The following is an 11712-nucleotide window of genomic DNA, read 5'->3' as shown; positions in this document are numbered from 1 at the left end:
TCCATGTGGCACACCACGTCGCTGCGCCACAACAGCAGGATGAACAGCGGCCCCAGTGATGCAGCTCAGGCCAGGTCGGCAGCTTCATGAGCGGCCAACGGATGCCATTGACCAAACTCCCCGTCCGGATCGTCACGGTGCAGGAAAGTCGCGCCGTTGAGGAACCCCGGGTCCATCTCGGACCGCTCCAACACGGCGCATACCGCCTGGGCCGCTGGTAGTGCCTGCGGCTGACGCAAGTCCCCGGCCGTCGCCGTCTTCAGGGTGTACCCACCGACCGAGACGACGGTGTCTTTGGGTAGTTGCGCGTCCAGAAGAAGCCAGTCCTCCGGCACGGGCAACGGTGACTGGCAGAACGCCACGAACTCCGCGACTACGATGCCCGCCTGCAGATCGTTGCTGTGCTGGTAGGACCGCGGACAGCACTGGTCATCCACGGGCAGGCCGTTGATGATGGCCTGCACAGCGCGGGCCAGGCCGGTCATGCCCAGCAGCGCCGCGTCCCGTAGCTCTCCCTTGTCGGTATACAGATCCGGTCGCACGGTCGGCGGCGCTGTGACCTGTACTGCGTGCTGTACCGCTACCCACGCCGGGCACTGGCTCAAGGTCTTCACGAGCGCGGTGCCCGACTCGACGGAGATCCCTGTCTGCCGCACCTCGTTGAACCAGGCATGCAGGCAGGCTGCCAAATCCTACCGTGCACGCTACCGGGGGCCTGGGGCCATGAGCTCCAGATAATCCGGGCGTTGGGCAATCGGTTGAGCTGACAGCGAGACTGCGCGCCGGAGCCACCCCTTGCGGGACCGCGGGCCGAATCCATCTCGACTGCGGTCCCCCGCGTCCCGATGTGGGCACGGTGCGCGGTCAAGGCGCCACAGCGCACCCACAGGCAGAAAGGACAGCCTGTCAGCCGCGGAGCCAGGTTCGAATCCCGAAGGCGGCTCAAGAAACGCCAGGTCAGAGCCTTGAAGGCCCTCCGTGATGGATCACGGAGGGCCTTTTCGGCGTCTGAGGGGAACATTCGGGGAACGGACTTTCCGGTAAGTCGTCTATGTCGGCTTTCCTTGCATGTATGAGGCACCCTCGATCAACTCCCAGCGGGCATCGGACAGATCGCTCGGATACGGGCGTCGCTCGCTCATGCCCTGGACGTACCGCCCTGAGGCGAGTGCGCCCAGGCGCGCAGTGCCGACCATGGAAGCACGGCGTAGAACAGGGCGTCTTGGGATGAGACAGGCGTGAGCCGCATCCCACCTCAGCTGCCACCCCACTCAGCCATCGAGGCTCGATCGCACCGGCAGACGCGTCAACACCACAGCCCCGCACGTCAAAAACCTGGAGGTAACAGATCATTAGTAGGGTCGGGGGCTGGAAACGGAGCGGAAGCCACCGCGCCAGCCCCCGACCCTACTCAGCCCCGCGTCTGCCTGTCCGTAGGACCGATGTGGGCCGTGCCCCCTCCAGGCGCGTAGGGGAGTTCTGCCGCAGCCGGGCGCCGGACATAGACTGAAGGAAACCCGCGTCGTGCTCGATAGGAGCCCGACGGAAGGGGTTGCTATGACCGCACGGCCAATTCCGCGTGAGGCCGGCGCTACGGTCTGGGCACCCGAGACGGTCACGGCCGACCCGTACAACGCTCAGACGCCGCCGGCCGCGCTTGCCGAGCCGGTCACACCTGTGGGTGCCTTCTTCGTGCGCGATCACTTCGGCATCCCGCGGACGACACACCGCGAGTGGCGGCTGCGGCTCGGCGGAGCCGCGGCCGAGCCGTTCGGCATCGGCTACGACGAGCTGCTCACGATGGAGCGCCGGGAGTTCGACGTCGTACTGGAATGCGCGGGGAACGGCCGCAGTCAGATGTCACCCCGGCCGACAGGCCTGCCATGGGGGCAAGGGGCCGTCGGCTGCGCACATTTCGCCGGGGTGCCCTTCCACTGCCTCGCCACCCGGGCCCGGATCGACCGGGCAGCCGTGGAAATCGTCTTCGGCGGAGCCGACTTCGGCACTATGCACGGCCGCCGGACGGCGTTCGAGCGGAGCCTCCCGCTCGCTGTGGCTCTCCACGCGGACACCCTCCTCGCCACTCACATGAACGGTGAGCCTCTCGCGCCCGAGCACGGGGCGCCGGTCCGTCTGGTGGTCCCCGGGCGGTACGCGGTCGCCGACGTGAAGTGGCTGGTCGAGGCGCGGGCTGTGATGGAGCCCTTCAGCGGGGTCTTTCAGACTGAGGAGTATGTCTATCTCGCGTCGCGCGGTACCCCCGACGGGCCCGTGACGACCGTGCGGGTCAAGTCCCTCATCACCGCACCCGAACCGGACTCGGTGATCCGCCGAGGCCGCGAGACTCTCGTACGTGGCCGGGCCTGGTCGGGCGGCGGGGTCCCCGTGCTGCGGGTCGAGATGCAGGTTGCGTACGAGGAAGCGGACGGTCACAGCGGTGAGGAGGACGGCTACGGAGGCGAAGGCCCTTTGAGCGGCAGGGACTGGTACGACGCCGTGCTGGAGCCACCGTCCGGGCCGTACGCCTGGACCGGCTGGTCGTACCGGTGGACGCCCCGTCGGCCTGGCCAGTACCGGCTACTGGCCCGCGCGACCGACGAGCACGGCGGCACCCAGCCGCCGCGGGCGCCGTGGAACGCCGGGGGATACGGCAGCAACCCCGTGGCATCCGTCGAGGTGGTCGTCGTATGAGGGGTTCAGGAGACGGCATGAGCGAGATCGAGATCATGACGACCGCGTCGCTGGGTGACACCAGCTATCTCCTCGTCAGCGGCGACGAGGCCGCACTGGTGGACCCGCAGCGGGACAGCTGGGGGCTGATGGAGTCCTGTACCTCCAGGGGCGTGCGGATCCGGTACGTCCTGGAGACGCATGTGCACAACGACTACGTCTCCGGTGCTCTGGAGGTCCGCGCGGCGACCGGAGCCACGGTGGCAGTCCCGGCCCGCGCCCCGTACGCGTTCGATCATCTGGGGCTGGCGGAGGACGACGAGGTCTCCATCGGGGATGTGACCGTGCGGGCGATGGAGACGCCCGGGCACACCGCCGAGCACACCTCGTACCTCGTCTTCGACGACACACTGCAGCCGCCGACCGCCGTCTTCACCGGAGGCAGCCTCCTTGTCGGCTCCGCCGGCCGCACCGACCTGTCCGGCGAGGACCACACGGAGGAGCTCGCCCGGGCGCAGTTCCGTTCGCTTCGACGACTGGCGCTGCTGCCCGATGCCACGAGGGTGTTGCCGACGCACGGAGCGGGGAGCTCCTGCGCGGCCGGCCCTGTGTCGGGGGCCAGGACGACCACCCTGGGCGCCGAGCGGCGTACCAACCTCGCGCTGACCACCCGGGACGAGGAGGAGTTCATCAGCGGGCGGCTGGCAGGCCTGCCGCCGTACCCCGCCTACTACCACTACATGGCGCCGATCAACCGGTCCGGTCCGGACGTACTCGGCGGCCCGCCCACCCAACCGGCGCCTGTTCTTGTCCCGCGTGGGTAAGCCCGCCGGGGCGCTGCTCGCGTTGGTCGTCACGCTCGCTGTGCCAAGACTGATCACGGGGCTGGGTTACGTGGACGAGGAAACGAACTGGACGGCGTCGGCAGGGCGGGTGGCGCTGCTGTTCGCCCTAGGCGCCTTCATGTTGTGGCTCGCCCCCTTTGGTCTCTACGGCATCGCGCAGTCACTCGTGCACGTCTTCCGGACAGCAGACCTCCACGAGACGGTTCCACCGCTGCTCGCGACGCTGCTCGTTTGGGAAGTCGCTCTCTTCGACGTATTCCGGGGTGCCTACGACGGTGTGCCGTTCGGAGTGCGGGTGGCCTTCATCCTGGGAGCCCCGCTGACCGTCACCGCCGTGGCGATGTGGGAGCTGCGGCGGCTGCGTACGCGGCACGGCATCACCCTGCGCGCAGCACTGCTTCGCTGAACCGTCGCGACGGAGGTTGCCCTTTGGATCTGCTGCTCCCGGCCGCCGTCCAACCGTACCTGTGCAGTATCGGCCGCGATCATGCGGTCCGCTGCCGCAACGCCCTGACCTGCGTACTTAACCTTCGATGAGACGAACTGCAATCCGTCAGTCTTCGGTGAGATTCGCTCAAGGTTCGGTGCGACAGGACACACGTCAAGGTCGTCGAGGGCCTGGGCTGCAAGTGCACTCGGTGTGGGGCCTGAGGCTGTTGCGATTGCCCTCGCGCTTCCTCTCGCGTTTGGTGTTGCGCACCCTTCCTCGGGCTGCGCCCAACGCCCCAGCTCGCACAGTGATTTTGCCGTGGCACGGTTGCCGACATCCCCGGTGACGTCGAACTCAGCCTGTGGAGTTCCTTGCCGTCCAATCCAGCCGCCCCAGATCACGGCGTCAGCGGACGGGCGGCGCCACGGGCTCCCTTGCCAATCAAGGTAGTCGCCGCAGGTTAGCGCGCAGTGGACGACTGACTTCGTTGTCAAAGGACAACCAGCTGCTGCCGGCCTTCGAGGAGGCCACGAAGCTCGCCGCGGAGTTCCGCCCGGTGGTCGTCGAGGCGATCCTGGAGCGCGTCACCAACATCTCGATGGTTGGCGCAGGCATCGACGCGATCAACGAGTGGGAGGACCTGGCCACGGAGCCGGGCCACGCCCCCACGGCGATCAGCCCGCTGGTTTGACGAACTGCTCGACAGGCCTGAACGGCCGCCGCCCCTCCTCGGAGGGACGGCCGCCGTTCCGCGTTTGCGCCTACTGGCTAGGATCCGCCGCATGCGTAACGCGAGAGGTTGCCGACGACGGGTGGGGCTGCGGGGGATATGGGCGATCACCGCCCTGACCGTGCTGGCGGCCTGCACGATCGGCGGAGAGAAGCAGGTCAAGGAGCGGGTCACCGAAGCGAGTGGGACCTATCCGAACAGGGTGGAGCGGCCCACCGCCGGGTTCCAGGTGGCGTTGCCCTCGCGGCCGTTGGTCGTCGACCGCAGGCTCCGGGTGATGACCGCGGCCGGCAAGGTCTGGGCGGAGGCGCTGGAAGCGCCCGAGAAGGCTCCTGTCTTCTGGTCGTACGAGCGCGAGGAGGAGCTCAACAAGGTCGCGGTGGTCGACCGCGGGAAGGGGGACCCCCTTGTGGTGTCGCTCTGGTACGACGGCGCGTTGATTGCCGTGAACGCCAGAACCGGAGCCGTCGCCTGGCGCGCGGAGGACTCCGACTACATCGGGGACCGCTGGTCCGCGTTCGAAACCGTGGCAACGTACGGCAGCCTTCGCCTCGTGCCGGGACCGAGGCCGGTGGTCGTGGCCCACGGCATCGGCAAGAGCGGGGTGGTCGCCTTTGACGCCGCCACGGGCGACAAACTGTGGAACAGGCCGTGGAAGGGCTGCGATACCAGCGGGACGGCATGGACGGCCACCCATGCCGTCGTGGTCGACGAGGACTGTGAGTCGTAGCTGCGCCTGCTCCACCCGCGTACCGGCAAGCAGACGGCGACCCTCGAGCCGGCCGCCGACTGGCCGGCGGAGAACCAGACGGGCGCCATGCTTCAGCCGGACGGATGCGTCGGGCCCGTGTGCGACGTCGTGGAGTACCACCCGGTCGGCAGCACGCACGGTCTGGAGCCGGTGTACTGGTGGATCAACGAGGCGGGCAAGCCGGTCACGCTCGCAACCGGTCAGCCCCGCCCCGATGTTCGCGGTCTTCCGCCCGTCGACATCATCTCCACGCCTGCAGGACACTCGCTCTCCACCAGAAACCCGGTCGACCGCAAGCGCGCCTGGAGGCGGCAGGAACAGGAGTACGACCTGAACCGGCCCGCGTTCAGGATCGCTGCCGTCACGTCCGACGCGGTCTGGGTGGCTTCTGACTTGTGGAAGGGCAAGGAAGCGGCCCTGGTGAGGCTGAACCCGAAGTCCGGCGCGGAGCTGGCCTGTCACAAGCCTTCCGGCGGACCGATCACGCACCTGTCCGTCGCGGACGACTATCTGATCACCAATGACATCCGGATCGCCGCCACGGAGACGGCCGAGCCGGAGATCACGATGGACAAGCATCCGTTTCTGCTGATGCGTCCGGCGGAGAGGGGCAACTGCTGAGGGCGGCAACAACAGAACGTCGAGTCAGATGCGCTCGCAGGCCGTGCCTCCCGCGCACGCCAGCAGGGGCGAGCAGGAAGCTGCGGCGCGTGGTACGGGGCCTTCCACAGCAGGTGGTTGGTGGACGCCACGTCGCTGGACCTCTACAGCTGGAGCCCGGCGAGCGGGAGGCGGCCTGGGTCACCCCGCCCGTTCAGAGACATGGCGGTAGTCTGTGATCAGGCGGCTGACCTGCCAAAAACGGTCATAGGCCCGCCCCCCGGCGAGGAGGCAGATTCTGCCCCGCACCTCAAATGCACTGCAGTGGTCAAGGAATCAGCACTGTCACAGCCTGGGGCGACATCACCTCAGGGCTTCACCGGGGTCTCCATGTCGTCCGCTGGGAACATCATGGGAACGCAAGGACCGGGAAAGACCGGTAAGGATCGCGCACCTTGGTTCGCCCACCCTGCCTATGACCAGCGAAAATGGGGCAGTCGAAGCAAGATCGGCAAAGATGATCTAGGTTCTTGGACCTCTTACAAAGCAGATGTCGGCGGTTCGAAACCGTCCGCGCCCACCAGTAGGAAGCACGACAAAGGCCCAGGTCACCGGTAGTAAGCCGGAAGCCTGGGCCTTGATCGTTCTTCGGCCGTGCGGCCGGGGGAGGGGCGTCGTGCCGGCTATGTGCCAGATACGTCCTCTGGCTCTGCTGGCCGGACCTCCACGATCTGCTCGTCGGCATGAGCGGCGATCGCGTGACCCCGACCGTTGACCAGGTGCTGATGGATCAGCGCCACCCGCACTGACGAGTGCCCCCCATGATGGCCTCTCACAGCACGATGAAGATCACCGCGTTGTCGAAGTTTCTGTCATAGCCGTCGTAGCGGTCGTAGCGGTCGTAGCGGTTGTCGAAGAAGCCGCAGTCGCTTCGACGGTCGCCCCGGTCCCTCCCGTCGGAGCATCCGTAATCAACCCTGGAGTCGCTCGAGGCGAACGCCCCGGTTGCGGGCATCACTGCGAGCGCGAGCCCTGCGGCTCCTGCGGAAACTGCGGCAACGATCCTGCGGCGCATCCTCACGCACCTCCGACTACCTATCGCTTATCGGATCAAAGGACACATTTCACCCTCCTCCCCTCTCGGTGCCCTGTCAAAGCCGCCGGGCCCCCCGGGCGAGCGTCCCGGGGATCCCGGGTCCCGCCAGTCCGCCAGGCGGAACGCCGGCTCTGTCTGCCACTTCGAGGGGTCCGGTTCCAGCCGGCATGCCCAGTGCTCGACCCCGTCGACGTCGAGTGCCCAGTCGCACTGAGCGAGCAGGAGTTACCCGACGGCGGCGCTGTTCAGCGCGTGGAGGTCTACGGCCGTCAAACGGGGGAATCACAGGATGAGCGGACCTCGGATCAGCAGCACACCGGACCCGGCTCCACGAGGGAGCCGGAGCCAGGGATCGACTCGTCTGCCTACCGGCGGCCGTAGCGGAGTCGAGCGGAGGAGCTGACATCTACAGCTGACATCAACGGCGGTGGATCTCAGCAGCCATGCACGTCTCCTCGCGGCACAGGCAGCCATGGCAGCGCCAGCAGCAGGGGGCGTGCGGTTGACCTTGCAAAGCAGATGTCGGCGGTTCGAAACCGTCCGCGCCCACCGGTACGAAGGCCCCCCAACCGATCATGGCTGGGGGCCTTCGGCATCTACTTCTGCCCGAGACGACGAGCCACCGCCAATCAAGCCACCGTCTTGTCGTGCTGTCGGCGCACCATCTCGGTGATCCAGATGGGCGCGAACGGAGACGTGCAGCCCGGGGAAGTCGGGTAGTCCTTGAGCACCTCCAGGCGCTCACCGATGTCGATTGCACGGGCGCGGTGCTGGGCGTGCTCGATCCCGATCTGAGCCAGGCAGTGGTTCATCGCCCACTGCAGGCGATCCGGGGTATCTTTCATCTCCGCCTCGATGACGTCGAGCAGTCCTGCGAGGTCGAGGCCCTCGGGCTTCTTCGTCACGCGTTCGGTGGTCAGCGCCCAGCCGGCACTCGCGACCACTGGATCCGGATCGGCGGACCAGGCCAGGCGCAGCTCTTCGGAGTGCGGGTTCTTCTTCACCACGTAGTTCACGAGCCAGTCGTGCACCTTGGGTGTGCGCGCCTCGCGCACCATGACGTCCAACTCGTCACGCTCGAACGCCTTGGGGCGGCAGATCAGGATCGCCAGCAGTCTCGCCGCGGTGTCATCCGTCTCCCAGAGCCGGCACGCGAGTTCCTGCTGCGTCTTCAGTCGCTTCGCGAGCGCGCGCAGCTTGCTGAGGTTCACACCGTGATCGTCACCGTGTCTCTCGTTCACCTCGCGTGCCTTCGGGTCCTCAAGCCCGGCCAGCTCGGCCATCACCTCGGCCACCATCGTCTCGGCCACCTCAGCCTCCTGTCCGTCGCATGCGAGATTCAGCCTACGAGGGAAGTCGGCCTTCGGTCGTACATGCCGGTTCGGCGGCAGCCACCGACACGAAATCCCGCGTCTTCGCAAATTTGCAGCAGTTCTCGGCACTGCCCCTCGCCTTCACTACGAACAGCCGTCCAGCTCCTGGCCAACCCGGTGAGGCGAGTGTTTGACGCAGCCGCGCACTCTATGACTTATTCGACGGCGGTGTGGGCGAGTCCTCGTCGGTGGAGGTGTCAGCGTTTTCCATCAACTCCGTGAGGAGCCGATGCATTTCCTCCGGGTCCTTGGTGTCCCCAGCTGAAACTTCATAAGTCCTGCCGTCGCGTTCCAGTTTGAGCGTGACCGTGGCGACGTTCTTCCTGGATGCCAACCATGTTCTCACTGCTACACCTACGGAGGAAGCGGCGATCAGGCCCGAAAGGATGCTCCCGACTTCAGCGATCAATGCGCCCATCACTGCTCCAACTCCGCCACCAGGGCGCTACTAAAGCTTGCAATCAAGGCGAAACTGAAAAACCACAAGGAGTAGTTGGTCACGAAGGACTCATCGATCTTCTGCTTGTCGGCCAGGGCGGCGGAAATGTCGGCGAACACTCCTGTTGTGAAGAGGGCGATCAAGACGTTTCCACAGCCCAGGAGGCGGGCGGCCAGGCTGAATTGAGTGTGCTTCATAGTGAATGCCTGGCCGGCGGCCGCGGCGGACAGACCCGTCGCGACAATTAACAGCTCCCCGTGCCCGATGAGGCTTCTCAGGGTTCGCTCGCTGTGTCGAGTCTCGCCAATGATGTAGCTCAACAGGATTGGCATAACGGCGAATACGACGCCGAACGCGAACCAGCTGGCCAATTTTACGGTGACGATCTTCCACCGGGGATGTGTGGTACCCGCCGATGGTGTCCCTGGCGGAGGTACACCCGCAGCGCTGCTACTTGACGTGGTGGTTGAAGAACTGGCCATATCGCCCCCTGTCTTCCGTTCGGCTCGGAACCCGTTCTTCATAGCGCAGGATGCTCACTCTGTGGGTGCTTTCCCGAGGATCTACGCGCTGTTCCACACGATGAGGTTCATTCCCCGGGGCTTGATGAAGCCGTGCGCGCCGAGCTCGGCGCCCTCCCGTGCCCGTGCGACCGCTGTACAGCAGCGGAGTACCGCAGCCATGGCAACCCGCTACCGCCGCTCCGAGGGCAGGTAGCGGCCGGGATGGCATCGACGAGGGTGGTCGGCCCCCGTCCGGCCCGTCTCGCGGCCGTCAGAGACGCGCCTGTGCTGCCAACATGTAGCCAACACGGATGGCGCGCGCGATCCCGCCGGTCGTGATGCACTGGATTGACAGGAGGTGCATCATGTCAGGTCGTGCCGGAAAGCCCCGCAACATCTTTCTCGTCTGGCTGATCTGGCCGCTGATCACGCTGGGTATCTATCATTTGGTCTGGTACTACAAAGTGAATCGCGAGGCCCGCGACTTTGACCACCGGATTGAGGTCGATCCGGTGATGGCCGTTCTGGCCATCACTGTCGGCTGGCTGGTGATCGTTCCGCCCTTCGTATCGGTCTACAACACCGGTCAGCGCATTGCCCGGATGCAGAAGTCGGCCGGGATGCAACCCACCTGTAATCCCTGGATCGGGCTGGTTCTCATCATCGTTGGAGGCCTGTACTCGCTCTACTACCAGCACGAGCTGAACCAGATATGGGCCCACTACCAAAACCCGGTCGAGGGCGAGCAGGTGCCTCTGGCGGCTTGACCTGCAAAAGGACCAGTAGTCACTCAGGGCCGGGCCGCCTTTCGAGCAGCCGGTCCCATGTGGCTGACAGCACACGAGCGCGGAACGACGTGGTGGCCGGCGGCAAGTCGGCAGCCGATCGCAACTGGCTCGGCATCTGCCGGATGTGCTCTCTGTGCGGGCCGCGGCGCTCGGTCGACGACATCGGGTCCGCTGTCAGCGAACCCGCCCGGCCGTCGTGGGCGACCGCCTCCTCATCGCACGAGCGGGCCTCATCGGCGGGCCGGGCGATCGCAGCGGACGCTCCGGCTACTGGGTGGCCCGTGCCGCACGCGATCCGCACGGGCCGATGCTGGTTCCCGATGCTCCGGCCATGCCGACACAGGCAGTCGACGTGCGGGACCTCACCGCCTGGCTGCTCGACGCCGCGGAGACGGGGAGCACCGGCGTATACGACGCTGTCGGTCCGGTTGTTCCGTTCGGAGAGTGGATCGAGCTGTCCCGCGCTCTTGGCGGGCACACCGGTCCCGTGGTCACCGCGGACTCGGCACGGCTGCTCGCGAACGGCGTGGCCGAGTACATGGGGGCCGAGTCGCTGCCGATGTGGGTGGTCGAGCCGGACTGGAAGGAGTGGTCGGCCCGGAACGGGTCCGCGGCGCGCGGGGCGGGGCTCCGCCATCGGCCCCGGGCGGAGCTGCTGGCCGACACGCTGCTCTGGGAACGCGAGCAGGGTCTGGACCGGGAAAGGCGTGCCGGGCTCAGCGCCCGGCGCGAGTGCGAGTTGCTGGACGCTGACGGCTGACGGCTGACGGCTTTGGTCTCCTGCTGTTTGCGGCCACGCTCAGCCTCTGGCTGTTTGTGGACGTGAGCAGGCTGGATGCGCGTCGGGGCCGGCCGGGCGCGGCCCGTCGCTGTGGGGCCGTGAGCGGGAGCGCAGCCGCAAGCCGAATCAACTAGGGCGTGTCCGGGTGACCATGTGACCCGTGAGTGTGGCCTGCTCGCGCGCTTGGATCAAGGGTCGCGTCGGCGCTCAGCCGATAGTGGTTGATTTCCCCGGAGGACGCCACTTCGACCTCAACGGCCACGTCGTCTTCGCAGCGGAGGGTGAAGTAGGGACTGGCCTCGATGAGCAGCTGTACGTCCTCACTCTCGCTGCGGTCGAGGGGCGGCGAGGCGGCGGCGTCCCACGTGCCGCCTCCGGCCGTGGGGACGATCCTGACAGGGATACGTGCAAGGCAGGTGGAGCGGTTTGCCCACCACTCCAGATGGGCTGCACCCTCGTAGCGGTCCATTCCACGAGGGTACGCAGCGTGGTTGTGGCTCTCCGGCCGGGTGCCTCGTGAAGCAGTGCATGACGAGTCGGGGCGATCTGAGGCACGGTGAGTGGGAGCGGCTGCGCCCGTTCCTGCCGGTGGACAACGGGCGTTGCGGCCGGTGGTGGTATCACCGGCAGGTGATCGATGGGCCGCGGATGACATGGACAGAAGTCCGGCGCATACCGGTCGAGTCGAGCCTCGGGCAACTACCGT

At 66.7% G+C, this 11712-nt stretch carries 12 protein-coding genes and 3 pseudogenes; 9 read left to right on the top strand and 6 right to left on the bottom strand.

Going from position 1 to position 11712, the window contains the following annotated elements:
* Positions 1 to 65: 65 nt before the first annotated feature.
* A complete protein-coding gene (locus OG883_RS23580) occupies positions 66 to 689 on the bottom strand; it encodes a hypothetical protein (protein ID WP_266544235.1) in 624 nt (207 codons plus the stop codon).
* Positions 690 to 1557: 868 nt separating this feature from the next.
* Here OG883_RS23580 and OG883_RS23575 point away from each other — a divergent pair.
* From OG883_RS23575 to OG883_RS23550, 6 genes and pseudogenes are all read left to right on the top strand, one after another.
* Positions 1558 to 2691, top strand: a complete 1134-nt coding sequence (locus tag OG883_RS23575) for a molybdopterin-dependent oxidoreductase (protein ID WP_266544226.1) — start codon at positions 1558 to 1560, stop codon at positions 2689 to 2691.
* Between the two features lie 17 nt (positions 2692 to 2708).
* Positions 2709 to 3494: an MBL fold metallo-hydrolase gene (locus OG883_RS23570; RefSeq protein ID WP_266544223.1), complete on the top strand. Its 786-nt coding sequence runs from the start codon at positions 2709 to 2711 to the stop codon at positions 3492 to 3494.
* Complete coding sequence (locus tag OG883_RS23565) at positions 3487 to 3921, top strand: hypothetical protein (protein WP_266544220.1); 435 nt, start codon at positions 3487 to 3489, stop codon at positions 3919 to 3921. Before OG883_RS23570 ends, OG883_RS23565 begins: the two co-directional genes overlap by 8 nt.
* Before the next feature lie 511 nt (positions 3922 to 4432).
* A pseudogene (locus OG883_RS23560) lies at positions 4433 to 4636 on the top strand (glyoxylate carboligase); the annotation flags it as partial.
* A gap of 91 nt (positions 4637 to 4727) precedes the next feature.
* Entirely contained in the window at positions 4728 to 5405 is a 678-nt protein-coding gene (locus OG883_RS23555; RefSeq protein ID WP_266544218.1) for a PQQ-binding-like beta-propeller repeat protein, read from the top strand.
* Between the two features lie 87 nt (positions 5406 to 5492).
* Positions 5493 to 6047, top strand: coding sequence for a hypothetical protein (locus OG883_RS23550; protein ID WP_266544215.1), 555 nt, complete (start codon positions 5493 to 5495; stop codon positions 6045 to 6047).
* 811 nt (positions 6048 to 6858) lie between these two features.
* On the opposite strand, the gene OG883_RS23545 is transcribed toward OG883_RS23550, so the two are convergent.
* From OG883_RS23545 to OG883_RS23530, 4 genes are all read right to left on the bottom strand, one after another.
* The gene (locus OG883_RS23545) at positions 6859 to 7101 is read right to left on the bottom strand and encodes a hypothetical protein (RefSeq protein WP_266544213.1); all 243 of its coding nucleotides are present in this window, start codon (positions 7099 to 7101) and stop codon (positions 6859 to 6861) included.
* A 650-nt stretch (positions 7102 to 7751) separates the two neighbouring features.
* Entirely contained in the window at positions 7752 to 8405 is a 654-nt protein-coding gene (locus OG883_RS23540; protein WP_266544210.1) for a DNA alkylation repair protein, read from the bottom strand.
* A 238-nt stretch (positions 8406 to 8643) separates the two neighbouring features.
* The gene (locus tag OG883_RS23535) at positions 8644 to 8913 is read right to left on the bottom strand and encodes a hypothetical protein (protein WP_266544207.1); all 270 of its coding nucleotides are present in this window, start codon (positions 8911 to 8913) and stop codon (positions 8644 to 8646) included.
* Positions 8913 to 9305, bottom strand: coding sequence for a hypothetical protein (locus OG883_RS23530; protein WP_266544205.1), 393 nt, complete (start codon positions 9303 to 9305; stop codon positions 8913 to 8915). The genes OG883_RS23535 and OG883_RS23530 overlap by 1 nt, the downstream gene beginning before the upstream one ends.
* Positions 9306 to 9748: 443 nt before the next feature.
* On the opposite strand from OG883_RS23530, the gene OG883_RS23525 reads away from it, so the two are divergent.
* Together OG883_RS23525 and OG883_RS23520 are read left to right on the top strand one after the other, a co-directional pair.
* On the top strand, positions 9749 to 10204 hold the full coding sequence (locus OG883_RS23525) for a DUF4234 domain-containing protein (RefSeq protein WP_266544204.1): 456 nt from the start codon (positions 9749 to 9751) through the stop codon (positions 10202 to 10204).
* Positions 10205 to 10406: 202 nt separating this feature from the next.
* Positions 10407 to 10985 (top strand): annotated as a pseudogene (locus OG883_RS23520) (oxidoreductase); the annotation flags it as partial.
* A gap of 151 nt (positions 10986 to 11136) precedes the next feature.
* Here OG883_RS23520 and OG883_RS23515 read toward each other — a convergent pair.
* Positions 11137 to 11475 (bottom strand): hypothetical protein, encoded by a 339-nt coding sequence (locus OG883_RS23515; protein ID WP_266544201.1) that lies wholly within the window; start codon positions 11473 to 11475, stop codon positions 11137 to 11139.
* Positions 11476 to 11534: 59 nt separating this feature from the next.
* Between OG883_RS23515 and OG883_RS23510 the strand changes: the two are divergent.
* Positions 11535 to 11648, top strand: a pseudogene (locus OG883_RS23510) (IS5/IS1182 family transposase); the annotation flags it as partial.
* Positions 11649 to 11712: the final 64 nt, after the last annotated feature.

The organism is Streptomyces sp. NBC_01142 (genome assembly GCF_026341125.1).
Classification (GTDB): Bacteria; Actinomycetota; Actinomycetes; order Streptomycetales; family Streptomycetaceae; genus Streptomyces.
Note: the sequence above shows the minus strand (reverse complement) of the source record. Positions and strands in the feature narration are given on the sequence as shown.

What these genes read in the sequence shown, in the direction of transcription:
- OG883_RS23555 (WP_266544218.1), top strand. Translation starts at nt 4,728, where the DNA reads ATGCGTAACGCGAGAGGTTGCCGACGACGGGTGGGGCTGCGGGGGATA.
- OG883_RS23575 (WP_266544226.1), top strand. Translation starts at nt 1,558, where the DNA reads ATGACCGCACGGCCAATTCCGCGTGAGGCCGGCGCTACGGTCTGGGCA.
- OG883_RS23525 (WP_266544204.1), top strand. Translation starts at nt 9,749, where the DNA reads ATGGCGCGCGCGATCCCGCCGGTCGTGATGCACTGGATTGACAGGAGG.
- OG883_RS23515 (WP_266544201.1), bottom strand. Translation starts at nt 11,475, where the DNA reads ATGGACCGCTACGAGGGTGCAGCCCATCTGGAGTGGTGGGCAAACCGC.
- OG883_RS23570 (WP_266544223.1), top strand. Translation starts at nt 2,709, where the DNA reads ATGAGCGAGATCGAGATCATGACGACCGCGTCGCTGGGTGACACCAGC.
- OG883_RS23550 (WP_266544215.1), top strand. Translation starts at nt 5,493, where the DNA reads ATGCTTCAGCCGGACGGATGCGTCGGGCCCGTGTGCGACGTCGTGGAG.
- OG883_RS23540 (WP_266544210.1), bottom strand. Translation starts at nt 8,405, where the DNA reads ATGGCCGAGCTGGCCGGGCTTGAGGACCCGAAGGCACGCGAGGTGAAC.
- OG883_RS23545 (WP_266544213.1), bottom strand. Translation starts at nt 7,101, where the DNA reads ATGCGCCGCAGGATCGTTGCCGCAGTTTCCGCAGGAGCCGCAGGGCTC.
- OG883_RS23535 (WP_266544207.1), bottom strand. Translation starts at nt 8,913, where the DNA reads ATGGGCGCATTGATCGCTGAAGTCGGGAGCATCCTTTCGGGCCTGATC.